Genomic DNA, 23,505 nt, shown 5'->3' on the forward strand with positions numbered 1-23,505 from the left:
AAGGGTTGACTTTTTAGTAACTATCGGTAACCAAAATAAAGACCGTCGGGAGGTGATGCCCGATGGTCTGGAGGAGGGACCGCTACTGGGACCCGTTTGACATAATGAGGGAAATCCAGGAGGAGATTGACGCCATATTCCGCGACTTCATGAGGGGCCCAAGGCTCTGGAGCTACCGCGAGCCGGAGCGCATTGAAATCAGCGAGACCTGGAGAGAGCCCTTCGTGGACATCTTTGACAGGGGAGACAGGTTCGTTATCACCGTCGAGCTTCCGGGAGTCAGGAAGGAGGACATCAAGCTCAGGGTTACCGAGGACACCGTCTACATCGAGGCCCAGATAAGGCGCGAGAAGGAGCTCGAGGAGGAGGGCGCGATAAGAATCGAGCGCTACTACACCGGCTACAGGAGGGTCATCAGGCTTCCGGAGGAGGTCATTCCCGAGAAGGCGAAGGCCCGCTACAACAACGGCGTCCTCGAAATCGAGCTTCCCAAGAAGGCCCCGAAGAAGCCCGAGGGCGAGGGTGTCGAGATTAAGATTGAGTGAAATTGGCTCTTTCGTTGTTTTTCATTTGAAGGGGCTCCGCCCTCAGGTAAAATAAAGCCCGTCACAATCATCGCTCACAAAACGGAGGTGGTGTATATGAGCGAGAGGAAGGAAATCAAGCTTAAGGTCGCGTCCGCTTATCAGAGGGACGTTGGTAGGGGAATCGTTAGGATTGACAGGAAGGCCATGCGCGAGCTCAACGTCCAGCCCGGCGACATAGTCGAGATTATCGGAACCAAGAACACCGCAGCGGTCGTCTGGCCCGCTTACCCGGAGGACGAGGGACTCAACATCATCAGAATGGACGGAACAATCAGGAAGAACGCCGGCGTCGGACTCGGCGACGAGGTTACGGTCAGAAAGGCCGACGTTAAGGAGGCAAAGAAGGTCATCGTTGCTCCAACCGAGCCGATTAGGTTTGGAAGAGACTTCGTCGAGTGGCTCCACAGCAGACTCGTCGGCAGGCCCGTCGTCAGGGGCGACTACATAAAGATAGGAATCCTCGGTCAGGAGCTCACCTTCGTCGTCACCGCGACTACTCCGGCCGGAATAGTCCAGATAACCGAGTTCACCGACTTCCAGGTCAGCGAGAAGCCCGTCAAGGAGGTCGCCAAGACCGCAACGCTCGGCGTTACCTACGAGGACATCGGTGGCCTGAAGGACGTCATCCAGAAGGTCAGGGAGATGATTGAGCTCCCGCTCAAGCACCCGGAGATATTTGAGAAGCTCGGCATCGAGCCTCCGAAGGGTGTCCTGCTCTACGGTCCGCCCGGAACAGGTAAGACCCTCCTCGCCAAAGCCGTCGCCAACGAAGCCAACGCCCACTTCATAGCCATCAACGGCCCCGAAATAATGAGCAAGTACTACGGTGAGAGCGAGGAGCGCCTCAGGGAGGTCTTCAAGGAGGCCGAGGAGAACGCACCGGCGATAATCTTCATCGACGAAATTGACAGCATTGCCCCGAAGAGGGAAGAGACCCACGGCGAGGTCGAGAAGAGGGTTGTTTCACAGCTCCTGACGCTGATGGACGGTCTGAAGAGCAGGGGCAAGGTCATAGTCATAGGTGCCACCAACAGACCGGATGCAATAGACCCGGCCCTCAGGAGGCCAGGAAGGTTTGACAGGGAGATTGAGGTCGGCGTTCCGGACAAGCAGGGCAGGAAGGAGATACTCCAGATACACACTAGGGGAATGCCCATCGAGCCCGACTTCAGGAGGGACAGGGTGATAGAGATACTTGAGAAGCTCCGCGGTGACGAGAGGTTCAGGGACGTTATAGACAGGGCCATAGAGAAGGTCGAGAAGGCGAAGGACGAGGAGGAGATAAAGAGGGCCCTCAGGGAGCTCGACGAGAGGCTCTACGACGAGGTCAAGGCGAGGCTCATCGACGCCCTGCTGGAGGAGCTGGCCGAGGTCACCCACGGATTCGTCGGAGCGGACCTCGCGGCTCTGGCGAGAGAGGCGGCGATGGCCGCGCTCAGGAGGCTCATCAAGGAGGGCAAGATTGACTTCGAGGCCGAGCACATACCCAGAGAAGTCCTCGAGGAGCTCAAGGTCACCAGGAAGGACTTCTACGAGGCCCTCAAGATGGTCGAGCCCTCAGCGCTCAGGGAGGTCCTCCTCGAGGTTCCGAACGTCCGCTGGGACGACATTGGAGGCCTTGAGGACGTCAAGCAGGAGCTCAGAGAGGCGGTAGAATGGCCACTCAAGTACCCGGAGGCCTTCCAGGGACTTGGAATCACCCCGCCGAAGGGAATCCTGCTCTACGGTCCGCCGGGAACCGGTAAGACCCTCCTCGCCAAGGCTGTAGCGAACGAGAGCGAGGCCAACTTCATCGCCATCAAGGGTCCAGAGGTGCTCAGCAAGTGGGTCGGCGAGAGCGAGAAGAACATCAGGGAGATATTCAGGAAGGCTCGCCAGGCGGCTCCAACGGTGATATTCATCGACGAGATTGACGCGATAGCTCCGCGCAGGGGAACCGACGTCAACCGCGTAACCGACAGGCTCATCAACCAGCTCCTCACAGAGATGGACGGAATCCAGGAGAACAGCGGTGTCGTCGTCATCGGTGCCACCAACAGGCCGGACATCATAGACCCGGCCCTGCTCAGGCCAGGAAGGTTCGACAGGCTGATACTCGTGCCAGCGCCGGACGAGAAGGCCAGGCTGGAGATATTCAAGGTGCACACCAGGAAGGTCCCGCTCGCGGAGGACGTGAACCTCGAGGAGCTCGCCAAGAGAACCGAGGGCTACACCGGTGCCGACATAGAGGCCGTCGTCAGAGAGGCCGCGATGCTCGCCATGCGCAGGGCGCTCCAGGAGGGCATCATCAAGCCCGGCATGAAGGCCGACGAAATCAGGAGGAAGGTCAAGGTCACCATGAAGGACTTCGAGGAGGCACTGAAGAAGATTGGGCCGAGCGTCAGCAAGGAGACTATGGAGTACTACAGGAAGATACAGGAGCAGTTCAAGCAGTCGCGCGGTTGACCGCGTGGCACCTTCACATTTTTTAACTTCTTCCGCCTAACCTCTGAGGTGGTTCGATGAGGAGGAAGCTTGGGGTTTTGGTTTTTCTGGCGGTATTTCTGATGATGTACCTCTATCCACTCTCGATAGTCCCGCTCCTGCTCCTCGCGAGGGAGTGGGAGGAATTCCAGGAGGAGTGGAGAAAGTCGGCCCTCTTAATAGGGCTCTCAATACCGCTCTATGGGGCGAAAATTGCCCTCGGCATCTCCGGCTGGGCCAAGACCCTTGGAATAACGCCGGTTCACGTTTCGCCGGCAGTCTGGTGGGGTGTTTACCTAACCTTCACAGCGCTCCAAACGCTGGCGGTTTACTACGTCTACCGCGTTGGAAAGGGGCTGGGCGACTACGCGAGAACCGGTGGACTCGTAATGCTGATTGCCGTCCCGCTCCACCTGCTCAGCCTCAAGCTCTACTTCATCCTCACGTGGACCGGGTTGCTCCTGTTCCTGCTCGGTCTTGAAAAGAGAAAGGAGGTGATAGGATGATTTACGGAGTCCTGCTCAGCATACCCGAGAAGTTCGTGACCAAGTACGAGGACGAGGTCAGGAAGACCATCGGCTACGGCATAGCGAGGGGCGACATAATAAGCTTCACCGAGGCCCGCTACAAGGGCGACGTCGCCTTCGTGATGCTCGCCCGCTCCAACAGGGCCGCGGAGAGGGTTGTAAACGAGCTCAAGGAACTGCCGATAAACGTCAAGGTCATTGAGATTGAGGGCGAGAGCTGATTTGCTCCCCACTTTTTATTGCGCTCGTTTTCTTTTTAGGCAACCGGGAAAGAGAACGGGAAAAGTTCCGGCCAGGCCGCGCGGGGCATGAAGGACAGCAGGTTCAACAGGCTTGATTAAGCAACCCACTCGAGCTCGTAGCCCCTCGCACGGAGCTTCACCATCTCTTCCCTCGCTATTCTCTCGGCCTTCTTTATGTCGTTGGTGACGACTATCTTCTCCTTGGGCAGGGTGTTGTTCATATAGTAGACAATCCTCACGAGCATAACACCACCCCCAATGTATCACTGGTGGTGAGGGGTTTGTCGGAGGTTTTAAAAACATTATTGACCATAGCAATACATCAACGAACAGAATAGTGCGAACAGAATAGTACATTGCAGAACAATTATAGACACGAGAACCAATGTGCTGAAGCATGCAAGGAAGTTAAGAAAGGGGAGGTCACTCAAGCTTCTCAAGCTCGTAAACCACAGCGTCCTTCCGCCTGAGCTCCTGAACCGCGATTCTCCTTGCCTCGTCGGCCGTTTCGGCTTCAAACACTATCGTCTTCCCGCTCTCCTCTCCACCGTGGAGGGTGAGGGCCCACCTCATAGTATCACCGCGGGGTTTGTCATATTGCCAAACTTTATAAGTTTATTGGGGCCAGATTTGTCACATGAGGCTCATTATAGGGCGAGAGATTATCGAAATGCTCATCGAGATGACCAAAAACGCCAACGTTGAGGTCTGCGGCTTCCTCTTGGGCCGGAGAGATGGAGAGGGGGTTCTGGTTTCGGAAGTGAGGAAAGTCAGGAACAGGCTCAACTCCCCGAGCGCCTTCGAGATGGAGCCTGTGGAGATGGTCAGGGTCATTGACGAGGCCGAGGAGAGGGGCCTCGAAGTCGTCGGAATCTTCCACTCCCACCTCAAATGCCCACCAGTGCCGAGCGAGCGCGACTTGGAGGGAATGAGGAACTGGCCGGTTGTGTGGCTCATCGTCACACCGGAAGGGGAAGTCAGGGCGTGGGTTCTGAGAGAGGGAGAAGTGGAGGAAGTTGAAATCGTGGATGAGAGAAGATAAAGAAATTTCCTAAGGCTTAGGGTCAACGCTGCCTTCGTGATGCTCGCCTGCTCCAACAGGGCCGCGGGGATAATGGCGAGCGAATCAAAGAACTTTCGATAACCGTTAAGGTCATCGAAATTGCGGACGAGAGCTGATTTACTCCCTACTTTTTATTGTTGTGCCAATAACGTTAAAAGAGTTTGAACGCTATCCTCCCCGGTGGTCGTATGGACGCAGGCCATATTCTAATCATTGTGACCATCGCCCTGTATTCACTTGGAAGCGTTGGTGTGCTCCTGTGGTTCTGGTGGAGGGTTCGGCCAAAGCTACCCTCAGCCCTTGCAACAGGCATAGTGGTGGTCTTCGCTTTCTTTGTGGTGTTCTCCATAGAGCTGATTCTCGCCTTTGCGATAGCCCCTACAGAGAGAACAACTGCAATTCCTATAAAACAGGCGTTTAAAATTTCAATCACGGAGGAAACTGTAAAGATATTAATCGTATCGCTGGGCCTTTTTATAGCCAGGGACGATTCTCATTGGACCGATACGAAGCTTACACTCGCGCTCATTGCGGGGCTCGTATTTGGCGTTTCAGAGGGAATCGTATACGCGGCAAACCGGCACTACGCTCCCCTCAACCTTGTTATTCTCTTCACCACGAGGACATATCACGCAGTTCTGACAGTTACTCTGATGGCGGGGCTCATCCTTGTGTTAAAGGGCAGGAAACTTACCGGAGCACTCATAGCGGCCTCTCCGTATCTGACTCACGCTTTCTTTGATTACTTCGTGTCCCTAAGGAACTACGTTGGAGCGTCCGTCATGCTCATATTAACCTTTGCGCTGTTCCTCGCCGGGGTCTACCTTCTCCTGCCGGCAATCGAGGAGGAGAAGAGAACCAGGGAGAAGTTCCGGCACGAGGCCACCGTGAACATCGAAGACCACTGGCTTAAGAAAATGTAACAAAACCCGCAAAACCGTTCGAAGGGGAATGTTCGGCGAGGGAGGAACGAACGAGGAATTCAAAAGACTGAGACTTGAGGCACTCACACAGAGGGACCCGATTAATCCTCCCTAATCACTATCTCTATCCTCCTGCCCTCGCGGTAGCCTTTCATGGCCGAAAGCATGCCCTTTATCGTCTTCTCTACCAGTTCCTGAACCCAGTCCTTCATCGGCAGGACCTGTCCGTCTATCTTGACCGTGACTTTGGGCTTCGAGCTCAGCACAACGCAGTCCTTGAGCGTTTTCTCGCCCCTAACTATCATCCTCGCCATCTCGGCGCACTTGAAACCGCAGAGGCCGCAGTCTATGTTTGGCAACATAAATGCCCTTTTCTCGATGAGGTCGGCGAGCCTCTCGGGTTCCTTCGTCGCGTCAATAACGGGGAGGCCGTCTATCTCCTTAATCCCCGTCGAAGCTATGACCCCGCTCACCGCTATGGCGAGGCCGTCGTTAAGTTCTCTAACGTCCTCCTCGCTCCTCGCGCATATCACCTTGGGGACGTGCTGGATTGATTTGAAGCCCTCCAGCAGGAGGAAATCCGCCGAAACCATTGAGAAGAGCGCGTTTATGTCCTTGGCCTTGAAGAGCACCGCGTCGGTGTCGTGAGCCCTAACGAGAACCGCATCGGCAACCTTCGAGAACCGCCAGGTGTCGCTTCCCTCCCTGTCGAAGTCGGCGTGCATACTCTTCGCTATCGCGACGCGATAGTTTCTCTCCTTCAAAACCCTCGCGACGGCCTCAACCGTAGTCGTCTTTCCGCTCTTCTTGAAGCCGACGAAGGCAACGGCCTTCATGTTCTCACCTCACAGCAGGGTTATCCAGTTGAGGTCGTCTATCTTGACTATCAGCTCCTTGGCCCTGTTGCCCGCGTAATCGGTAACTTCCTTGAGAAGGATTACCTCCTCGTCAAAATCCTCAAGGATTCCCGAAAAGCTCGTCTCGCTTCCAATGCCCACCGCTACTCTCTTCCCCTTCCAGCGCTCCAGCGTCTTGTCGAGCAGGTACTGTTTCTCGCTCATGGCCACCCCCGCCGTTGCTATGTTAGGGACTTTTAATACTTTCCTGGTTGCCAGATACGATACCAAGACACTGTGACGAAAAGAGAACGGAAAAGTTTATTAACCTCAATGGTCGCCGATAATATGGTATCACTATCAGTGATACTAAAGGCCGCGGCCAGGTACCGTCACCCGCCTCCCCTTTCTTTTCCCTGCCCTTCTGCCGTGAAAGATAGGATTTCAAAAAGGATATAAACAAACCACCGTTCCCCATTCGGGTGGTGACATGAGACTCGTCACGAAGAACGAAGCCGTTAAGCGCGCGCTCATCGAGGAGCTCAGGAAGGAGGGAATACGCTTCGAGGTCCGCTCAAGGGAAAGCTATGAAGCCTTCGTCGGCTACCTCATCGAGGGAACGCTCAGGGAAATCGAGGAGAAGATTGAGAACCTTGAGGGGGCCGACGTCGAGGCGATAAAAGAGGGCTTCCTCTCGTTTAGGGAGAGCCTCAACCACGTCCTTGAGCACCTCAAGGCCGGCGAGAAGGCCGACGAGCTACTCAAAGAAGGCCTCTGGGTGGCTGAGCTTCTCGACCAGCTCTACCGCAACGGGGCAATAGAGTACGACGGCGTCAACGTCAAGCTCAAGGAGGGAATCAACGTCGATGAGCTAAAGTTCGAGTTCAAGTTCCCCTTCAACCTCGTCCACGACCCCGGAAAGGTTGAGGAAAAGGTCAAACAGTTCGCCTTCGTTGACCTCGTCATAGAGCACGAGTTCGAAATCCTTGAGCTGAACATCGCCAAGGTGAACGCCCTCGGAAAGATAGCGAGCAAGTACTTCCCCGAGGACTACCTGCTGAAAGCCTACTTCGCCCTCGTCGGCAGGGCAATCCTCGCGGAGGAAATCCTAAAGGCCCTCGGCGACAAGAAAATCCCCGAGGAGGAGCTCATTAAGGGCTTCCTGAGGGCCTCGCCGATAGCGGTGCCAACGCCGAAGGGAACCCTCGTCATCAACTACTCGCGCGACTCCTTCGAGGAGACCCTCAGGCTTCTCAAGAGGCTCGGCTACGTCGAGATAAAGGGCGGAAAGGTCAGGAAGCTCAAGGATTTGAGCTGATTTTCCCGTCTCTGATTTTAGAGTAAAACCACTTCCTCTCTCGTCTTTGTCCCTGTTTCAGCACTCCGACGTTTGCACCCTTGGGCAACCTTTATAAATCTGGTCATTCAAATGACCAAAATGGTGGTGTTATGGTTCAACCTGATGACTTTATTTTGGAGCACCTCCTCAACACCCAAAACCTGCTCGCTCCGTACAACAAGCCCCACAGAAGGGAGCTGTATCGCTGGCTTTCCTCAAAACTGAAAGCGTATCTTGAAAATGAAACTCCGGACACGGTTCTTCTGCTCGGCATAAGGGGAGTTGGGAAAACGACCCTTCTCGCCCAGCTGTACTTTGAGGCCATAAAGAGAACGAGCCCGAACAACATACTCTACCTCTCGCTCGACAGGCTGAAGGCCCTTGGTCTGGAACTGTTGGAGGTAATTGACGCCTACCGGCGTCTTGTTCGACCAAAAAACGCGGTGCTACTGCTCGACGAGGTGCAGTACGAAAGGGACTGGGATTTAAAGCTCAAACTCCTCCATGATGAGAGGCGGTTTCTCATAATTGCCACCGGTTCATCGGCGATAAAGCTCAGGGAGAGCCCGGACCTTGCGAGACGGGCACTGCACAGGGAGCTCTTTCCGATGACGTTCAGGGAATACCACCTCCTCAAAACCGGTCGCGAACTTCCCGAGCTAATGGAGAGAATCCTCTGGGGGCAGGAAGTTTCGATGCCCCCAATAACGGAAGATGTGGAACTCTACGTAAGGGCCGGCTCGATGCCATTGATTCTCGAAATGGAGGAGTGGGAAGTCTACGAGCGCCTGACCGCGATGCTCGACAGGGTTATCTACCGCGACCTCAGGGACGTGCACGAGTTCGATGCAGAAACTCTTGACAAAACCCTTGACCTCCTCCACCTGCTTGCAACGCCAAAAGGAGAACGCTTCAGCTACGAGAGGCTCTCAAAGACTCTCGGTCTTGCCAAGGGAACCGTTATGAAGCTGATTGATGCCCTTGAGAAGGCCGGCCTCGTGCAGAGGATTCCCCCTTGCGGTTCGCTCTCAAAAGCAAAGAGGAAAAGCCCGAAAATCAAGTTTATAGCGGTTCCGATAAAGTCAGCCCTGCTCTTTGGCTCCGGCTTCAGCCTGGGGAAGAAGGAAGTCTTTGCCTCGTTGCTTGAAGATGTCGTGGCGTTCTATCTGTTCCTCCTCGCAAAGTCCAGAAACGGCAAACTCTGCTACGAACCCGGCAAAGGAGGGGCAGACTTCGTTCTCGAGGTGGGTGGAGAGAAGGTCGTAGTGGAAGTCGGTCTCGGCAAGGTCAGAAAAGACCAAGTTGAAAGGAGTATGGAGCGCCTAGGAGCAAAGAAGGGCATCGTATTGGGTAGCAAGTATGAGGTGGGGGATAGGATAGCGTTTTATCCCTGGCAGATGTTTGTGGCAGGATTTTAATCCATGAGCTCCGGGGAAAGGTACTCAATCCTCGCCCTTCCGTTTTTCTCCAGCCACTCCAGCAGTTCCCTTGCAAACTCGAACTTCTTTCTCTTACTCTCCCAGACCAGCGAGTGCTCCTTCAGTGAGGGTTTGCTCCACTTCCCAACGATATCACCGAAGTCGAAGCCGACCAGCGTTATCTCCCTGGCCCCGAGCTCTTCCGCCAGAAAGACCGCCCTGTCTCCGTCGGTGAAGCCCCCGAAGTTGTAGATTATGTCCAGGGGCTCTGTCTGACAGGTGCCGAGGATTCTCGACAGGAACGGGACGTAGGAGACGAGCTTATCTCTGTTGTCCCCGTGGGCGTGGACGACGAGGAAGGAACCTTTGTCGTTGGCGAGTTTTATGTCAGAAATCCTTCCGTCGAGGTCCGTGACGATTACATCGGGGACGAGGCCGAAGTCGAGCAAAGCCGTCGTCGCCCCGTCTGCAGATATGAGCGTCCCGTCCGAGAAGTCGAACTCCTTCAATGCGTTTTCAAGGCTTGGACCCGCGCCGAAAACGTAGGCTTTCCGCCCGATTACCGCGTCAAGCTCCTCGCGGAGGATGTACTCATCGCCCTCGAGAAGGAGCGAGCGGAGTAGCTCAGCCGACTTCCGGTCTTCCTCGATTGAGTAGCCCATCTCCCTCACGATGCGGAGGTAGAAGGGCTCCCAGTCCTCCCACTTCATATGCGTACAATTGGACGGAAGGTTTATGAAGGTTTTCTGGAATGGAGCCAACTTCATGTTACAATCTTGTAAAGCTTAACCCATTGTCGTTTAGACAAATTCAGCCACGAAAGGTTTAAAACATCAACGAACTTAAAGGAACACTCGGTGACAACCATGAGCAGGTCAAAGCTTGGACTTTTGGTAGTTTTTTTGGTTGTTTTTTCGGTCGTGGCCAGCGGCTGTATAAGCGGCGGTGGTAGCTCTTCAACGAGCCCCTCTTCGACCCCAACGGCAACGGGCTCGGAGAAGGACACGATAATAATCGGCGTCACAGACAAGGTAACAGACCTTGACCCGGCAAACGCCTATGACTTCTACACCTGGGAGGTTCTCAACAACGTTATGGAAGGCCTCGTCAAGTACAAGCCGGGAACACTTGAGATAGAACCCGCTTTGGCTGAAAGCTGGGAAGTCAACAACGACTCAACAGTTTGGACGTTCCACCTCAGGAAGGACCTCAAGTTCGACGACGGAACGCCCTTAACGGCGAAGGACGTCGTCAGGAGCATAAACAGAGTAATGACCATTAAGGGTGACCCCTCCTGGCTCGTCACGAGCTTCGTCGAGAAGGTCGAGGCCAAGGACGACTACACGGTCGTCTTCTACCTCAAGCACCCCACAGCTTACTTCCTCGCGCTCCTAACAACTCCACCCTACTTCCCGGTCAGCCCGAAGTACGACAACGACAAGATTGACAGCGACGCCACCTACGGAGGTGTCGGGCCCTACAAGATAGTCAAGTGGGTCCGCGACCAGGAGCTCGTCCTCGAGGCGAACCCCTACTACTACGGCGAGAAGCCAAAGACCAAGAAGATAATCATCAAGTTCTACAACGACGCCTCAACCATGCGCCTTGCACTCCAGAACGGCGAGATTGACGTGGCTTGGAGGACGCTGAGGCCGACCGACATAAAGAGCCTCAAGGAGAGCGGAAAGTTCAACGTCATCGAGGTTCCCGGTGGATTCATCCGCTACGTCTGTTTGAACACCAAGATTGACCCGACCAAGGAGGTAAAGGTCAGGCAGGCCCTCGCGGCGGCCGTTGACAGGAACGAGATTTCCAAGATAGTCTACCAGGGAACGGTTGAGCCCCTCTACAGCCTGATTCCGAACGGAATGTGGAGCCACCTCGACGTATTCAAGGAGAAGTACGGCGACGGCAACATCGAGCTGGCAAAGAAGCTCCTCAGCGAGGCAGGTTATTCGGAGAGCAACCCGCTCAAGATAACCCTCTGGTACACGCCGACCCACTACGGCGACACCGAAGCCTCGTTGGCTCAGGTTCTCAAGAGCGAGTGGGAGAAGACCGGAATGATTAAGGTCACCATCAAGAGCGCCGAGTGGAACACCTACACCGACTACGCGAGGAAGGGCCAGATGATGGTCTACCTCCTCGGCTGGTACCCAGACTACCTCGACCCCGACGACTACACCACGCCGTTCCTCGACAGCGAAGCCAACAGCTGGGCCGGAACCGGCTACGAGAACGAGCAGGTGAACGAGCTCCTCAGGAAGGCCCAGACCATAACCGACCAGAACGAAAGGGCCAAGCTCTACGAGCAGGTTCAGCAGATACTCGCCCAAGACGTTCCCTACATACCGCTCGTCCAGGGCAAGCTCTTCGTCGTTACCCAGAAGAACGTCAAGGGCGTCGTAATCGGCCCGGACATGATATTCCGCTACTCCACCCTCTACAAGGAGTGATTTCCTTTTCTTTTCCCACTTTAGTGAGGTGATAGAATGGCAAGGGGACTCGGCAGGTACATCCTTATCAGGGCTTTAATGATAATCCCGATGATACTCATCCTCTACACGATTGTCTTCTTTTTCCTGAGAATCCTTCCCGGAAACCCGATTTTAGCCGTTGTCGGAACTAAGAACATCCCTCCAGAGCAGTTGAAGCATCTCGAACACCTGGCCGGCCTCGACAAGCCCCTCTACGTCCAGTACTTCGACTACCTCTGGAAGATGCTCCACGGAGACTTGGGCGTTACGCTCGCCTCCCCGATGGGCAAGCCCGTTTCGAGCTACATAGCGCTACGCCTTCCCGCGACGATAGAGCTGACCATATTCGCCTTCACAGTCAGCGTGCTCCTCGGAATAGCCACAGGCGTCCTCGGCGCCGTAAAAAAGGGCACGAAAACCGACACCACGATGAGAGTTTACAGCATAGTGGCCTACACCCTCTTCATCCCCTGGTTCGGCATGATGCTCCAGTACCTCTTCGGCGTCAAGCTCCACTGGTTGCCGACCTCGGGCAGGATTGACCCCTCGATAACGTCGTTCCACCCGATAACGGGCCTCTACATCCTCGACAGCATAATCCAGGGCAACTGGACGGCCCTCGGAAGCGTGCTCGAACACCTGATTCTGCCGAGCCTCACCCTCGGAATAGTGCTCAGCGGTGCCTACACGAGGCTCGTGAGAAACAACCTCGTTGACGTCCTCAGCCAGGACTTCGTGAGGGCCTACAAAGCGAGGGGCGTTCCCGATAGAAAGGTCCTGCTCTACGCGCTCAAGAACGCCTTCATTCCCGTCGTCACGCTCATGGGCCTCCAGTTTGCGATACTCCTCGGCGGAGCCGTTCTGACCGAGACCACCTTCAACTGGCCGGGGATGGGAACGTTCATAATGGACAGGATAAGCTACCGCGACTACAACTCGATACAGGGAGCGGTGATAGTGTTCGCCTTCTTCGTCGGCGTAATCAGCCTCATAGTGGACGTCATCTACGCCCTCCTTGACCCGAGGGTGGAGTACTGAGGTGATGGCAATGATGGTCATCGAAGGATTCGTCAAGCTCCTCCGCGAGAGGAAGCCCGGGAGGGGTCTCTTCATATTCGGCTTCTCCATAGTGCTCATCGTAATCCTGATGGCGATTTTTGCGCCCTGGATAGCGCCCCACAACCCGACGGAGATAAGTGCCGACGTATTCCAGCCCCCGAGCTGGAAGCACCCGATGGGCACCAACAACCTCGGCCAGGACGTCTTTTCAAGGATAGTCTGGGGCTCGCGCGTAATCCTCTACGTCGTCGCCGTTGCGACAACGCTCTCAATTGCCATAGGGGTCCCCCTCGGCCTGCTCTCGGGCTACCGGGGGGGCAAGATAGACAGGGTCTTGAGCATGGTAATGGACAGCATCTACTCCTTCCCCTCGCTCATCTTAGCCATAGTCATCGCCGTCGTCCTCGGCCCGAGCCCGATAAACACCGCCGTCGCGATAAGCTTCGTCTACGTGCCAACCTACTTCAGAATGGTTCGCGGGCAGACTCTCAGCCTGAAGGGCCAGCTCTTCGTAGAGGCCGCGAGGGCACTCGGCGTCAAGGACTGGGAGACCATGAAGAAGTACATCCTCCCCAACGTCCTGCCGACGGTTCTCGTCGTCTTCACCCTCAGCGTCGCCGATGCCATACTGACGGAGGCAGGCCTGAGCTTCCTCGGGCTCTCTGTAACCCCGCCAACGCCTGACTGGGGCTACGACCTGCGCGTTGGACAGCCCTTCCTGCTCGACGGCTACTGGTGGCTGGCCTTCTTCCCGGGAGTTATGATAATGCTCCTCGCGATGGGCTTTGCCATGATTGGAGAGGCCATCAACGAGAGGCTCTCCCTTGGAACGAGGTGATGGGAATGCTCCTTGAGGTCAGAAACCTTAGCGTTTACTACTACACCCTCTCCGGAGTCGTTAAGGGGGCGGAAGGGGTCAGCTTCAACGTCGAGGAGGGAGAGTGGATAACCTTCGTCGGCGAGAGCGGGAGCGGGAAGTCAACCGTTGCCCACGCCGTCATGAACCTCGTTCCCTCACCGGGAAAGGTCGTCTCCGGCGAGGTAATCTTCGAGGGGAAGGACATACTCAAGCTCTCCAAGGAGGAGCTGAGGCAAATCAGGGGGAAAGAGATGACGATGGTCTTCCAGGACCCGATGACGAGCCTCGACCCCCTGCGGACGATAGGCGACCAGATGATTGAGGCCATGACCGTCCACGGCGTCCCCGAGGACGAGGCGAGGGAGAGAGCCAAGGAGCTCCTCCAGAGGGTGAATCTGCCCCCGGACAGGCTCGATTACTACCCGCACCAGCTCTCCGGTGGCCAGAGGCAGAGGGTGAGCATAGCTATCGCGATGGCCTTCCGGCCGAAGCTCCTCATAGCGGACGAGCCGACGACTGCCCTTGACGTCATCGTTCAGGACTCGATAATGGATTTGCTCGACGAGATGAAGGCCGAAGGAACGAGCATCTACTTCGTAACCCACGACATATCGCTCGCGGTTGAGAGGAGCGACAGGATAGCGGTGATGTACGCGGGCAAGCTCGTCGAGCTCGGAACGGTTGAGCAGATAGTCGAGAACCCGCTCCACCCCTATACGAAGGCGCTGATAGAGGCAGTTCCAGACCTGTGGAGCGAGAGGCCGGTCAAGGCGATACCCGGCTATCCGCCGGACCTTAGGAACCCGCCGAAGGGCTGCCGCTTCCACCCGAGATGCCCGCTCGCAAAAGCCGGCATCTGCGACGCGGAGGAACCGGAGCTGAGGGAGGTCGAGCGCTATCACTTCGTCGCCTGCCACTTCCCAGGGGGTGCAAAGGATGAGTGAGCCACTCCTAAAAGTCGAGAACCTCAAAAAGTACTTCCCGGTCAGGAGAAGCCTCATCGAGTCACTGAAGAAAGTCCCACCGAAGTACGTGAAGGCCGTTGACGGAATAAGCTTCGAGATAGCGAGGGGAGAGGTCTTGGCTCTCATCGGCGAAAGCGGTTGCGGAAAAACCACCGCCGGGAGGACGGTGCTCAGGCTGATAGAGCCGACAGACGGGAGGGTAATCTTTGATGGGACCGACATAACGAAGCTGAGCCAAGAGGAGCTGAGGCCCTTCAGGCGGAGGATGCAGATTATCTTCCAAGACCCATACTCAAGCCTGAGCCCGAGGATGAAGATTGGCGACGCCATAGCGCACCCGCTCCTAGTTCACGGCCTCGCGGAGAAGGAAGAGGCCAAGGAGATGGCCCTGAAGATGCTCAAGCGCGTCGGCCTGACACCGGAGGAGGAGTTCTACGAGCGCTATCCGCACCACCTCAGCGGCGGCCAGAGGCAGCGCGTCGTCATAGCGAGGGCGATGATACTCAAGCCAGAGTTCGTGGTGGCCGATGAAGCGGTCTCGATGATAGACGTTTCAATGCGCGCCTCAATCCTTGAGCTCCTTGAGTCCTTCAGGGAGGAGTACAACCTCAGCCAGCTCTTCATAACCCACGACATAGCGGTCGGAAAGCTCATAGCCGACAGAATAGCCGTGATGTACCTCGGGAAGATAGTCGAGATTGGGCCGACCGACGAGGTGCTGAAGAACCCGGCTCACCCATACACGAAGGCCCTCATAGACGCCGTTCCCTCGATAGCGCGCAGGAAGAAGGGCAGGAAGTTCAGGGTGAAGGGTGAGGTCCCGAACGCTGTAGATGTTCCGCCCGGATGCCGGTTCCACCCGAGGTGCCCGTTCGCGACCGAGGAGTGCAGAACAAAGGAGCCGGAGCTCGTTGAGGTTAGCCACAACCACTTCGTCGCCTGCCACCACCCGCTTCACTGACCCCTCAGCTTTTTATCCATTTTCAGCATCTCCCGCCACTGTTTTCCGGGCCAGTAGATTTGTCCACAGTTCTGACAGACGTAGAATTCGTTGTAATTCTCGTAGACCCTCGGTGGAACCTTGCCTTTAACGGTCTCCTTTGGAACCGCCTTTATCGGTCCGTTGCACTTCGGACAGCGCGCGTTTGCGGGAAAGAGCTCCCCAAACTGGACGCCGAGGCGCTTCAGCTCTTCAACCTGTCCCTCAAGCGAGTTGGAGTGTAGCAGGAAAGCTTTGACGCCGAGCCGTTCAGCCCTCTCTGCAAGGGCGACGTCCTTGGTGAGGATTACCCTGCCCTCTTTCTGGGCAACCTCGATTATCTCGTCGTCGTCCTCGATTCCGTAGAGTGTGTCGTAGCCGTAGAGCCTAAGCCAGCGGGCGAGCCTTCCGAGCATCATGTCGGCGATGAACCTCATTCGCATCGGAAAAAATTGGAAATGGGGTTAAAGGCGTTTGCGGAGCAGGGGCAGAACCGTTAGGAGGACGATGAAGGCGGGCCCGCAGAGCTTTTCATTCACCTGCTCGCTGGTAGCGGTTGTTGTGCTTCCCGTGGTCGTCGAGACGTTTGAAGGTGCTTCTTCAACGGGCCGAATCGGCGCGCTTCCCCTCATGAAGACGTAGTAAAGCCAGCCCTTTTCGTCGAGCCTCGGCTGAAGAAGCGGATAGGTATAAACGGTACCGTTTTTGGAGATATGGCCGATAAGAGGTGGAAGTTCGCGAAGGGTCATGGTGTAGTCACCGCTGAAATGAGGGGAGAAGTAGTAGGTGCCGTTAAAGAAGACGACCCTGGGACAGCAGTAGTACACTATGAATCCGTCGTTCAGGGGGATGACGTAGAGGTATTTCACAAGCTCCCGGTTGGGCGCGAACTTGAGGAGGGTCTTCAGGGGCAGGTACAGCCTCCTCGGATTGGGCCGGGGTTCTATGAAGGCAACCGAGCCGTTATTGAGAAAGTCATCGAACCAGTAGACCCCTTGCATCTTCCCCGGCTCCACCCATTCCACTCTAACGAGATTGTTTCCCTCAATGCGGTAATAGCGGTCAACGGTGGTGTTGTAGACAAGCCCGGAGAGATACTCCTTTAACGTCGGTCTTGGCGAGGGAGGATACGGATTAACGAAATGGTCCTCTGTAACTTCTACGTAACTCCCTCCTTTGGAGCTAAAGAAGCCTATGAAAATGTTCGAAGCAATAACCGCATCCTCGCTCTCGCTGGTCGGAATCTTCGGAAGAAACCTCTCCCAGCTTCCCCTATGGCAGAAACCTATGTGAACGCTTTTCGGCTCAATCCCCCTCGAGGGAACCTCAGGAACACTAACCGCGAGAGGGGTTAGGTTCGAGCCAGAGTAATATATTACAATCGGCGGAACCTTCTCGTAAGGAATCGTTCTGTTGCCAAATTCGTTGGGGTTCCCAGAGGATGCCGTGAACACGAAGGTGCCGTTAAATCCCATCAGCGACCAGCCCGGCAGGTAGATTAAGTAACCGTTTCTCACAGGCACCGCCCGGAGGTAAGGCTGAATCCAGTCGAGGACGTAGCGGTCGAGGAGGTCTTTGGGAATCAAGAACGAGAAGCCGCCGCCGGAGAACTCCACGCTCCCGTTCTTTATGGTCGGGGAAAGCACGGGAAGAAGGTTCCCGGATTCCGGAACGTCCGAAACTCTAACGGCGCACATCTTATTCGTGTCGACTCTGTAGGCGTAAAGAATGCCGTGTATGGTGTCGCGCCCCCACAGATACCAGTCGCGGGAGAATGTGGCATTAACAACCTGAACCCCCGCTGGAAAAATTGTCTCGTTGAGGTAGTAGAACCCGCTGGAGTTCAAGAGGTAAAGCGTGCTCCTAACCAAGTCGGGTTCGAACTCGATTCTGGCCAGGTAATCGTCCCAGTCCTCAAGGGGGCCGTTGAGGATGGTGTAAGGGTAGATTACCAGTCTTATCACTGCCGTCGTGCCGTTCGAGAAAACGTCGGTCTGAACCTGAACCGGGTCCATGACGCAGGGCTGAGACTGAACGAATGGCAGGCTTAATGAGATGATTAGGACCATCAGTAAAATCATCGGTATGTAACGTTTCATGCCATTCACCACCAATACAAGGAACAAGCGGTATAAAAACATTGGCATCGCCGTGGAAACCCCACTAGCTCAGGGGGACAACTTTTATAAGCGCGCACCCTATTTTACAACCATAAAATAGGTGGTTGCTATGCTCGTCTACTTCATCGGCACCGGCGGAAGCGAGGGGATTCCTGCTCATCTCTGCACTTGCTCGACCTGCAACGAGGCGAGAAAGTTCGGCTTCGCCCAGAGGAAGCCCTCAACGCTCGCGGTAATTACTGGCAAGGGGAAGGCCGTTCTCTTCGACGTCGGGACAGACATAAGGGACTTTCTCAACGTCCCGCTGGAGGCCATCTTCCTGACCCACTGGCACCACGACCACATCTACGGGCTCTACAAGCTCCGCTGGATGGCGAGGGAAACTGTTCTCTACGCGCCTGAGGGGAGCGCCGACGCGCTAATTCTGCAGGACCCGAAGAACCTCCGCCCGAGAACGCTCAGGCCCTTCGAAACGGTCGAGCTCGACACGCTGAGGATTACTGCGTTAAAGCTCAACCACGGCGTTGAAACCCTCGGCTACCTCATCGAGGAGGACGGAAAGGGCGTGGCTCTGCTCTATGACACCAAGGGCCTTCCTGAGGAGACGCGGGAGTTTTTAGAAGAGAGGGCCCCGCTCAGGCTGGCGATTGTAGATGCGACCTATCCGCCGGGCCTCGACGACCCCTACCACAACAACGTTGACGAAGCGGCCGAACTCGGGCTTAGATTAGCTGAGAGAACCGTTCTGAGCCACATCTCCCACAAGAACCTGCCGTTCCTTGAGCTAACCGACTACGTGCGGAAGAGGTGGGGGAACAGGGTTTTAGTTGCCTACGACGGCATGGTTTTCTACGTTTAGTCATCCTCCGGAAATCCGAGAAAGGCTATTGCAGTCATGGAAGTCGTCTCGGTGTTCGGGTCTCCGACGGGAATTATCCTCCCATCTTTGACCTCGTAGCCCGTCACAATCCCGCCGTCCTTCGACTGGAGCGCCGTCAGAATCCAGGAGCAGGATAGGTAAACGCTTCTTCCATCCCCCGGTTCTCCAAGGGCCCGGTAGAGGTAGACGAAAAGGGCGCACTTGTAGGACTGGTAGACGCCGGAGAAGGCCCTGTCCCTGAAACCGCTGCCGTCCCACATGGAGAGCAGACGGGAGTAGAGGTGAAACGCTTCATCCCTCTTCCCCCGAAGGAGGTCGCTCAAGGCACCGTAAACGACCAAATCGGCGTAGGAGCGCCAGTCGCGCATAACGCACGAGCGGTTCGCGGTTTCGAGCTTCAGCGTGAAGGTCACGTTGAACCTCTTCGAATTAACCCTGCCGAGCGTTTTGACTTCGGGGCAGTAAAAGCCGTCGAGCGGTCTGCCGAGGAGGGGGTCAACCCTGCCGTTGTAGGAAACGCCGTAGGCCGTGAGCGAGCGGCTCACGTTCCTCCCGAGGTCTGAGTTGAGGAGTTTCAGCGCCCTAACGGCCAGAATGTTGTCGTTGGCGAGCCATATCGTCTCGTTATCCGGATAGGAGGTCACGGAAGCCCTCAGGAGGCCCGCTTCGGGGACGTACTGGGACTGGAGGAAGGCCCTCATCGCGGAGGCATCGGGGGTAGGAGCTCGGGCCGGGGGCTCGATTAGGGGAATGGCAACGAGGAGGATGAATAAGAGCGCGAGTAGAGCGAGCTTCCGGGTCATCAAAGGCACTTGGGGTAGGAGAATAAAGGGCTTGCGGTCGCTGACTTTACACCACGACCAAAAGATTATTAACTACCGCAGAGCTATGTGCGAATAACACTTTTTAAAGTACTGCGGGGAATCCACAAAATCCGGGTGACGGGGATGGGGGTTGGGGAGATTATAACCGCAGGAAGGCTCGAAGATGCGGAAACAATGCTCCGGAGCGTGAACCGAGCGGGGCTTGACGAAATGAAGTTGCTCAACTACACCCATAACGTTGTGGAGCTTGCACTCGCTTTCCTTCAGAGGGATGGGCTTGACAGGGCAGTCAATACGGTTCTATCACTCATCGATGCCCCCGATGATATTTCATGGGGACTCGAGCGGATTTTTGAGGAATACCTGGTGGAGTGCACACCCGAGCGCGCCCGCAGAGTGTGGAGGAGAGTTCACCTCATTCCAGAACCGGAGAAGAAGGTCGAAGTCCTGCTGAAAGTTTTGGACTGTCTGGATGGCGAAGAAGAGAGGAGGAAGGTTCTCTCTGAAGCGTTCGGATGGGCCCTTCGAGTTAGGGGACGCTCCTGGAGAACTTACATGCTCTCAAGGGTTCTCTACAGGGTTCACGACCTCGAATACTACGACCTGATGCTAGAGCTCTGCAGAAGGATAAGATGGCGGGAGAGGCGGCTCGTATTCGAGGACTTTCTCTTCGAAGACGAGAACGCGGAAACATGCGAGGAGTTCGTTGAGACCCTGAGGAAACGCCTCGAGGCCTCGGAGAACGCCCTCGATACAGTCATCGAGGTTCACCTGAAGTACGAAAAGGAGCTCCTGCGAGCAAAGGGGCTCAACCCGGGGTTTTACAGGCTCCTGCCCTGGAGAACCCCCGAGGGTGTTATCTTTTACGCGGTTCCAAAACCCCTCTATCCCCTGGCGGTGCTCTACCTGTGGCTGAGGGGTATCGCCGGGAGACGGAGAGTTCGGGTAGTGAAAGCCGATTAAAATCCCGATGAGGCCGAGGGGAAGGCACCTCGAATTGAGATGGCATGTTCATAGGGCTTTACAGGCCGTTACTTGAGCTGGCCGCTTGCGTGTGGGGTAGATGGGAGGTGAAGTTCCCGCTGCTTACCTTTTCCCAAAAAGGACATCATCTTTTCCCGCAGGGCAGGAGGTCGTAGTTCCCGGTGACGTGGGCGCGGAAGGTTTTCCTGACGAGGGAAAGCAGCTCATCATCGTGGACGGGCTCAAGCTCCTCCAGCGGAAGCAATGAAGCCCCCGTTAAATCGAGTGAGAGCCCCATCCCCTCACCGAAGGCGTCGCAGACCTCCTCAGGGTCGCGGAAGTCCACGGCTCCGGCAACCCACGTGACGGTGTAGCCATCGAGGGGTTCCACGAGAACGTAGCCGTAGCGCTCCCTCTCAGGGAGGAAAAACCTGTAGAGGCCGTAGCCGATGTCCAGAAGGTTCCCTTTAGCCAGCGTAAGGGAGGAAGGAACAACGGGCAGGCTCCCGAGGGCCGTCCACTCGGCGAGCTTGGCAACGAAGAGCTCCATATCGTCGAGCCTGAGCGCCCCTTCGAGGTCCGCCCAGTCGTTCAGGCCGGCAATCAGGAGGACGTCCCATTTGAAAAACTGCCTCAGGAACGCAATCACCTCGTGGCTGTAGGCGTCCCACCACCAGCTCCTCGGGTTCGGGTGAAGCTCAAGGACCGAAAGCCAGCCAACGCGGTAAATCGAGAAGTCCATATCACGGATTTCCTTTCCCTCAATCGTTTTGATGCAGCGCTTCGGGAAGAGCACCCCCGAGTACACCCTCACCGGCTCGGGCACTTTTATCCCGTGTCTGTGCCACTCCCGGACGAGCCGTTGCCTTATTTTCTCCTCAAACTCCCAGTCGACGGGTTTAAAGGTTACCCTGCCGAGCTTGTTGACGATGTTAAGCACTTCGTCCAGCATCCTGTCAAAGAAGAGATAAACGTAGTGGTCAACGCCCATTCTCCATCACCTGCGCCCTGAAGAACTCTTCGGCCCTTTTAAGCAGTTCTTCGTTCCCGACCTTCTGGCCAATGCGCTTAAGGGGAAGTCCAACGAGTTTCAAACTGAACCATGCTTTGTCCTCTAAGAGGTCGCGATAGCACTCCTCGTCGGTTAAATCACTCTCCCTAATTGAAACGAGCAGTTTGTAGCTGTCCAGACTTTTAATGAGCACGTACTCCCCCTCTTCCCTCCAGGGCCTTTCAAGTAACTCATAGAGCCCGTCCTCAAGGTCGAGGAGTTCTTTCTTCACTAGGGTAAGGCCAGATGGAAGAACCTCAAGCTTTCCCCGTTTCACGGTCTCGACTAACCATTCGTAGAGGAGGAACTGGTTGTCTTCTTCAAAGCCTGCATCTCTGAGGTCGTGGTCGTCCGTGTAACCGCAGATGAGAACCGCCCCAGTCCTCATCAGCTTTCTGAGGAACTTCATAAGTTCAGGGCTCAGGACGAACATCCACATGCCGGTGGAGACTCCAATCTGGAGGAGCGTCATGTTATCCTTCGAGTACGTTTCAACTTCAAGCCAGTCAAGGGAGTCCCCCTCGGTGGTTTTCAGCTCGTAGTGTAGTTCCCCCACTGCAACAAGTCTAAAGCCCCTCATGTCAAAGATGAACTTCAGGTGCTCCTCCCTTTCCTCCCGCTGGTACGCGAGTTCGCGGGTGTACCTGAACTCGCGGGGGAGGTTCTCAAGTACTTCCTCCCACGGTTTATCGAACACGGCGAGGGTATAATACGTGGTCCCCATGTCACTCCCCCGATTCATAAACGGAAAGAAGGTAAAAAGGTTTCAGTCAAATTCTGAAGCGTACGGAACCTGCCCATCCCTATTGGTCCGGGCGGTAAGCTGGCCAAGCCTTACAGGTCTCCCACGGCAGGGTGTAATTTCTGTCTGGGTATACAAAACCCCTAAAACTGCCGACCCCTATTTTATCCCGGTGATGCCATGCGAGTCCTTGAGCTGGCGAGGCGAAGGAAGACCGTGAGGAGTTTTCTTCCGGATAAACCGCCGAGGGAGGACATCCTAAAGGCCCTAAAGGCTGCAAAGGAAGCGCCGAGCGGAATGAACGCCCAGCCCTGGAGGTTTGTTGTTATTGACGACGACTGGCTGAAGGGGAAAATACGGGAGCTCTGCGAGAGGGAAGAGGAGAAGTTCTACTCAAGGACGAAGGGCGACCTGATGGCGTGGCTCAACGCCAAGGGCTTCAAACCGGAGAAGCCGTTCCTCAGCGAGGCACCATATCTGATTCTCGTCTTCGGCCACACCAGAGCGCCGTACTGGCTCCAATCGACCTGGATTGCCGTAGGATACCTACTCCTCGCGCTCGAAGAGCTCGGCCTCGGGACTGTAACATACACCCCACCAAATCCGAAGCCGGTCGAGGAGCTCCTGAACGTCCCGCAGGATTACAAGCTCCAGACGATTCTGCCCGTCGGCTACCCCGCGGACCCGAAGCCGAAGTACGAGAGGAAAAAGCTTGAGGAGGTCGTGAGTTTCAACGGGTTTTAATTGCCCTTTCCAGCTCCTGCAAAAGCTCAATCTGGGACTCGGTTTCGACGGCGCACGGTCTGAGCCTCCTGACGCGGTAGAGGGCCTCCCTGAGGGGCAAACGCTTGGAGTACATCAGCCACGCGACCGCTACCGTACCGCTCCGCCCGCAACCGCCGATGCAGTGAATCAGAACTTTCTTCCCTTCCAGAACCTTCGCTTCAATCCACTGGAGGACACTGAGCAGTTCTTCGAGTGAAGGCGCCGAGAAATCCGGAATTGGACTGTGAAATACCTCGACCCCCCTCTTTTCCCACTCATCAAGCGAATACGGGAGCTCGAAGTCCTCAACGAGAACGACCACAGAGTTAAAGACCTGCGACAGCTCATTCAAGCTTTCCTTCGGGGGCAGGGGACCGAATGCAACGTTTTTGTCAATAAAAGTTGCAGGATACCTCATCCGAA

Annotated in this window: 27 protein-coding genes; 16 read left to right on the forward strand and 11 right to left on the reverse strand. The window is 55.8% G+C overall.

The window, feature by feature from the left end:
* Positions 1–62 precede the first annotated feature (62 nt).
* The 4 genes from BD01_RS05165 (at position 63) to BD01_RS05180 (ending at position 3,798) form a co-directional block, all read left to right on the forward strand.
* Positions 63–545: an Hsp20/alpha crystallin family protein gene (locus tag BD01_RS05165; protein ID WP_042690750.1), complete on the forward strand. Its 483-nt coding sequence runs from the start codon at positions 63–65 to the stop codon at positions 543–545.
* A gap of 96 nt (positions 546–641) precedes the next feature.
* Positions 642–3,032, forward strand: coding sequence for a CDC48 family AAA ATPase (locus BD01_RS05170; RefSeq protein ID WP_042690752.1), 2,391 nt, complete (start codon positions 642–644; stop codon positions 3,030–3,032).
* Positions 3,033–3,088: 56 nt separating this feature from the next.
* Positions 3,089–3,556 carry a hypothetical protein gene (locus tag BD01_RS05175; protein ID WP_042690754.1) on the forward strand — a complete coding sequence of 156 codons (468 nt, stop codon included), beginning with the start codon at positions 3,089–3,091 and terminating at the stop codon, positions 3,554–3,556.
* The gene (locus BD01_RS05180; RefSeq protein WP_042690755.1) at positions 3,553–3,798 is read left to right on the forward strand and encodes a hypothetical protein; all 246 of its coding nucleotides are present in this window, start codon (positions 3,553–3,555) and stop codon (positions 3,796–3,798) included. Before BD01_RS05175 ends, BD01_RS05180 begins: the two co-directional genes overlap by 4 nt.
* Positions 3,799–3,914: 116 nt before the next feature.
* Here BD01_RS05180 and BD01_RS11310 read toward each other — a convergent pair whose 3' ends face one another.
* The gene (locus tag BD01_RS11310) at positions 3,915–4,064 is read right to left on the reverse strand and encodes a hypothetical protein (protein ID WP_167728081.1); all 150 of its coding nucleotides are present in this window, start codon (positions 4,062–4,064) and stop codon (positions 3,915–3,917) included.
* Positions 4,065–4,242: 178 nt separating this feature from the next.
* Complete coding sequence (locus BD01_RS11315; RefSeq protein WP_167728080.1) at positions 4,243–4,392, reverse strand: hypothetical protein; 150 nt, start codon at positions 4,390–4,392, stop codon at positions 4,243–4,245.
* 64 nt (positions 4,393–4,456) lie between these two features.
* Here BD01_RS11315 and BD01_RS05185 point away from each other — a divergent pair, with 64 nt between their 5' ends.
* A complete protein-coding gene (locus BD01_RS05185; protein WP_042690757.1) occupies positions 4,457–4,861 on the forward strand; it encodes a M67 family metallopeptidase in 405 nt (134 codons plus the stop codon).
* A 209-nt stretch (positions 4,862–5,070) separates the two neighbouring features.
* Entirely contained in the window at positions 5,071–5,805 is a 735-nt protein-coding gene (locus BD01_RS05190; protein WP_042690759.1) for a PrsW family glutamic-type intramembrane protease, read from the forward strand.
* 101 nt (positions 5,806–5,906) lie between these two features.
* Here the strand turns inward: BD01_RS05190 and mobB are convergent, their stop codons facing one another.
* On the reverse strand, positions 5,907–6,641 hold the full coding sequence (mobB, locus tag BD01_RS05195; RefSeq protein ID WP_042690760.1) for a molybdopterin-guanine dinucleotide biosynthesis protein B: 735 nt from the start codon (positions 6,639–6,641) through the stop codon (positions 5,907–5,909).
* A 9-nt stretch (positions 6,642–6,650) separates the two neighbouring features.
* Positions 6,651–6,866 (reverse strand): LSm family protein, encoded by a 216-nt coding sequence (locus tag BD01_RS05200; protein WP_042690762.1) that lies wholly within the window; start codon positions 6,864–6,866, stop codon positions 6,651–6,653.
* A 265-nt stretch (positions 6,867–7,131) separates the two neighbouring features.
* Between BD01_RS05200 and BD01_RS05205 the strand changes: the two genes are divergently transcribed.
* Both BD01_RS05205 and BD01_RS05210 read left to right on the forward strand, forming a co-directional pair.
* Positions 7,132–7,959 (forward strand): hypothetical protein, encoded by an 828-nt coding sequence (locus tag BD01_RS05205; protein WP_042690764.1) that lies wholly within the window; start codon positions 7,132–7,134, stop codon positions 7,957–7,959.
* A 131-nt stretch (positions 7,960–8,090) separates the two neighbouring features.
* The gene (locus BD01_RS05210; protein WP_042690765.1) at positions 8,091–9,398 is read left to right on the forward strand and encodes an ATP-binding protein; all 1,308 of its coding nucleotides are present in this window, start codon (positions 8,091–8,093) and stop codon (positions 9,396–9,398) included.
* Here BD01_RS05210 and BD01_RS05215 read toward each other — a convergent pair.
* A complete protein-coding gene (locus BD01_RS05215) occupies positions 9,395–10,108 on the reverse strand; it encodes a 6-hydroxymethylpterin diphosphokinase MptE-like protein (RefSeq protein ID WP_042690767.1) in 714 nt (237 codons plus the stop codon). The two genes, BD01_RS05210 and BD01_RS05215, sit on opposite strands and share 4 nt — an antisense overlap.
* Before the next feature lie 156 nt (positions 10,109–10,264).
* Here BD01_RS05215 and BD01_RS05220 point away from each other — a divergent pair, with 156 nt between their 5' ends.
* From BD01_RS05220 to BD01_RS05240, 5 genes are read left to right on the forward strand one after another with little or no spacing between them, the layout of a single operon-like run.
* Entirely contained in the window at positions 10,265–11,854 is a 1,590-nt protein-coding gene (locus tag BD01_RS05220) for an ABC transporter substrate-binding protein (protein WP_042690769.1), read from the forward strand.
* A gap of 36 nt (positions 11,855–11,890) precedes the next feature.
* Complete coding sequence (locus tag BD01_RS05225) at positions 11,891–12,913, forward strand: ABC transporter permease (protein WP_042690770.1); 1,023 nt, start codon at positions 11,891–11,893, stop codon at positions 12,911–12,913.
* A 4-nt stretch (positions 12,914–12,917) separates the two neighbouring features.
* Positions 12,918–13,772, forward strand: coding sequence for an ABC transporter permease (locus BD01_RS05230; RefSeq protein WP_245599276.1), 855 nt, complete (start codon positions 12,918–12,920; stop codon positions 13,770–13,772).
* A gap of 5 nt (positions 13,773–13,777) precedes the next feature.
* Entirely contained in the window at positions 13,778–14,737 is a 960-nt protein-coding gene (locus tag BD01_RS05235; protein WP_042690773.1) for an ABC transporter ATP-binding protein, read from the forward strand.
* Complete coding sequence (locus BD01_RS05240; RefSeq protein ID WP_042690774.1) at positions 14,730–15,719, forward strand: ABC transporter ATP-binding protein; 990 nt, start codon at positions 14,730–14,732, stop codon at positions 15,717–15,719. Before BD01_RS05235 ends, BD01_RS05240 begins: the two co-directional genes overlap by 8 nt.
* On the opposite strand, the gene BD01_RS05245 is transcribed toward BD01_RS05240, so the two are convergent.
* Entirely contained in the window at positions 15,713–16,174 is a 462-nt protein-coding gene (locus BD01_RS05245; RefSeq protein WP_042690776.1) for a DUF5615 family PIN-like protein, read from the reverse strand. The genes BD01_RS05240 and BD01_RS05245 overlap by 7 nt on opposite strands.
* 27 nt (positions 16,175–16,201) lie before the next feature.
* Positions 16,202–17,836, reverse strand: coding sequence for a CGP-CTERM sorting domain-containing protein (locus tag BD01_RS05250; protein ID WP_042690777.1), 1,635 nt, complete (start codon positions 17,834–17,836; stop codon positions 16,202–16,204).
* Between the two features lie 130 nt (positions 17,837–17,966).
* On the opposite strand from BD01_RS05250, the gene BD01_RS05255 reads away from it, so the two are divergent.
* Entirely contained in the window at positions 17,967–18,716 is a 750-nt protein-coding gene (locus BD01_RS05255; protein ID WP_042690779.1) for an MBL fold metallo-hydrolase, read from the forward strand.
* Here BD01_RS05255 and BD01_RS05260 read toward each other — a convergent pair.
* Positions 18,713–19,540, reverse strand: a complete 828-nt coding sequence (locus BD01_RS05260) for a hypothetical protein (RefSeq protein WP_042690781.1) — start codon at positions 19,538–19,540, stop codon at positions 18,713–18,715. The genes BD01_RS05255 and BD01_RS05260 overlap by 4 nt on opposite strands.
* A gap of 144 nt (positions 19,541–19,684) precedes the next feature.
* Between BD01_RS05260 and BD01_RS05265 the strand changes: the two genes are divergently transcribed.
* Positions 19,685–20,524 carry a hypothetical protein gene (locus BD01_RS05265; RefSeq protein WP_042690783.1) on the forward strand — a complete coding sequence of 280 codons (840 nt, stop codon included), beginning with the start codon at positions 19,685–19,687 and terminating at the stop codon, positions 20,522–20,524.
* A 145-nt stretch (positions 20,525–20,669) separates the two neighbouring features.
* Here the strand turns inward: BD01_RS05265 and BD01_RS11350 are convergent, their stop codons facing one another.
* Both BD01_RS11350 and BD01_RS05275 read right to left on the reverse strand, forming a co-directional pair.
* Complete coding sequence (locus BD01_RS11350; RefSeq protein WP_211233901.1) at positions 20,670–21,515, reverse strand: hypothetical protein; 846 nt, start codon at positions 21,513–21,515, stop codon at positions 20,670–20,672.
* Complete coding sequence (locus BD01_RS05275; protein WP_042690785.1) at positions 21,505–22,299, reverse strand: hypothetical protein; 795 nt, start codon at positions 22,297–22,299, stop codon at positions 21,505–21,507. Before BD01_RS05275 ends, BD01_RS11350 begins: the two co-directional genes overlap by 11 nt.
* A gap of 198 nt (positions 22,300–22,497) precedes the next feature.
* Here BD01_RS05275 and BD01_RS05280 point away from each other — a divergent pair, with 198 nt between their 5' ends.
* Positions 22,498–23,061 (forward strand): nitroreductase family protein, encoded by a 564-nt coding sequence (locus BD01_RS05280; RefSeq protein WP_042690787.1) that lies wholly within the window; start codon positions 22,498–22,500, stop codon positions 23,059–23,061.
* Here the strand turns inward: BD01_RS05280 and BD01_RS05285 are convergent.
* The gene (locus tag BD01_RS05285) at positions 23,048–23,500 is read right to left on the reverse strand and encodes a protein-tyrosine phosphatase family protein (RefSeq protein ID WP_042690789.1); all 453 of its coding nucleotides are present in this window, start codon (positions 23,498–23,500) and stop codon (positions 23,048–23,050) included. The two genes, BD01_RS05280 and BD01_RS05285, sit on opposite strands and share 14 nt — an antisense overlap.
* Positions 23,501–23,505 lie beyond the last annotated feature (5 nt).

The organism is Thermococcus nautili, assembly GCF_000585495.1.
GTDB classification, from domain to species: Archaea; Methanobacteriota_B; Thermococci; order Thermococcales; family Thermococcaceae; genus Thermococcus; species Thermococcus nautili.

Bases quoted from the DNA above. Each gene is read 5' to 3' on its own strand.
- BD01_RS05165 (WP_042690750.1), top strand. From the start codon at position 63: ATGGTCTGGAGGAGGGACCGCTACTGGGACCCGTTTGACATAATGAGG.
- BD01_RS05170 (WP_042690752.1), top strand. From the start codon at position 642: ATGAGCGAGAGGAAGGAAATCAAGCTTAAGGTCGCGTCCGCTTATCAG.
- BD01_RS05175 (WP_042690754.1), top strand. From the start codon at position 3,089: ATGAGGAGGAAGCTTGGGGTTTTGGTTTTTCTGGCGGTATTTCTGATG.
- BD01_RS05180 (WP_042690755.1), top strand. From the start codon at position 3,553: ATGATTTACGGAGTCCTGCTCAGCATACCCGAGAAGTTCGTGACCAAG.
- BD01_RS11310 (WP_167728081.1), bottom strand. From the start codon at position 4,064: ATGCTCGTGAGGATTGTCTACTATATGAACAACACCCTGCCCAAGGAG.
- BD01_RS11315 (WP_167728080.1), bottom strand. From the start codon at position 4,392: ATGAGGTGGGCCCTCACCCTCCACGGTGGAGAGGAGAGCGGGAAGACG.
- BD01_RS05185 (WP_042690757.1), top strand. From the start codon at position 4,457: ATGAGGCTCATTATAGGGCGAGAGATTATCGAAATGCTCATCGAGATG.
- BD01_RS05190 (WP_042690759.1), top strand. From the start codon at position 5,071: ATGGACGCAGGCCATATTCTAATCATTGTGACCATCGCCCTGTATTCA.
- mobB (WP_042690760.1), bottom strand. From the start codon at position 6,641: ATGAAGGCCGTTGCCTTCGTCGGCTTCAAGAAGAGCGGAAAGACGACT.
- BD01_RS05200 (WP_042690762.1), bottom strand. From the start codon at position 6,866: ATGAGCGAGAAACAGTACCTGCTCGACAAGACGCTGGAGCGCTGGAAG.
- BD01_RS05205 (WP_042690764.1), top strand. From the start codon at position 7,132: ATGAGACTCGTCACGAAGAACGAAGCCGTTAAGCGCGCGCTCATCGAG.
- BD01_RS05210 (WP_042690765.1), top strand. From the start codon at position 8,091: ATGGTTCAACCTGATGACTTTATTTTGGAGCACCTCCTCAACACCCAA.
- BD01_RS05215 (WP_042690767.1), bottom strand. From the start codon at position 10,108: ATGAAGTGGGAGGACTGGGAGCCCTTCTACCTCCGCATCGTGAGGGAG.
- BD01_RS05220 (WP_042690769.1), top strand. From the start codon at position 10,265: ATGAGCAGGTCAAAGCTTGGACTTTTGGTAGTTTTTTTGGTTGTTTTT.
- BD01_RS05225 (WP_042690770.1), top strand. From the start codon at position 11,891: ATGGCAAGGGGACTCGGCAGGTACATCCTTATCAGGGCTTTAATGATA.
- BD01_RS05230 (WP_245599276.1), top strand. From the start codon at position 12,918: ATGGCAATGATGGTCATCGAAGGATTCGTCAAGCTCCTCCGCGAGAGG.
- BD01_RS05235 (WP_042690773.1), top strand. From the start codon at position 13,778: ATGCTCCTTGAGGTCAGAAACCTTAGCGTTTACTACTACACCCTCTCC.
- BD01_RS05240 (WP_042690774.1), top strand. From the start codon at position 14,730: ATGAGTGAGCCACTCCTAAAAGTCGAGAACCTCAAAAAGTACTTCCCG.
- BD01_RS05245 (WP_042690776.1), bottom strand. From the start codon at position 16,174: ATGAGGTTCATCGCCGACATGATGCTCGGAAGGCTCGCCCGCTGGCTT.
- BD01_RS05250 (WP_042690777.1), bottom strand. From the start codon at position 17,836: ATGAAACGTTACATACCGATGATTTTACTGATGGTCCTAATCATCTCA.
- BD01_RS05255 (WP_042690779.1), top strand. From the start codon at position 17,967: ATGCTCGTCTACTTCATCGGCACCGGCGGAAGCGAGGGGATTCCTGCT.
- BD01_RS05260 (WP_042690781.1), bottom strand. From the start codon at position 19,540: ATGACCCGGAAGCTCGCTCTACTCGCGCTCTTATTCATCCTCCTCGTT.
- BD01_RS05265 (WP_042690783.1), top strand. From the start codon at position 19,685: ATGGGGGTTGGGGAGATTATAACCGCAGGAAGGCTCGAAGATGCGGAA.
- BD01_RS11350 (WP_211233901.1), bottom strand. From the start codon at position 21,515: ATGGGCGTTGACCACTACGTTTATCTCTTCTTTGACAGGATGCTGGAC.
- BD01_RS05275 (WP_042690785.1), bottom strand. From the start codon at position 22,299: ATGGGGACCACGTATTATACCCTCGCCGTGTTCGATAAACCGTGGGAG.
- BD01_RS05280 (WP_042690787.1), top strand. From the start codon at position 22,498: ATGCGAGTCCTTGAGCTGGCGAGGCGAAGGAAGACCGTGAGGAGTTTT.
- BD01_RS05285 (WP_042690789.1), bottom strand. From the start codon at position 23,500: ATGAGGTATCCTGCAACTTTTATTGACAAAAACGTTGCATTCGGTCCC.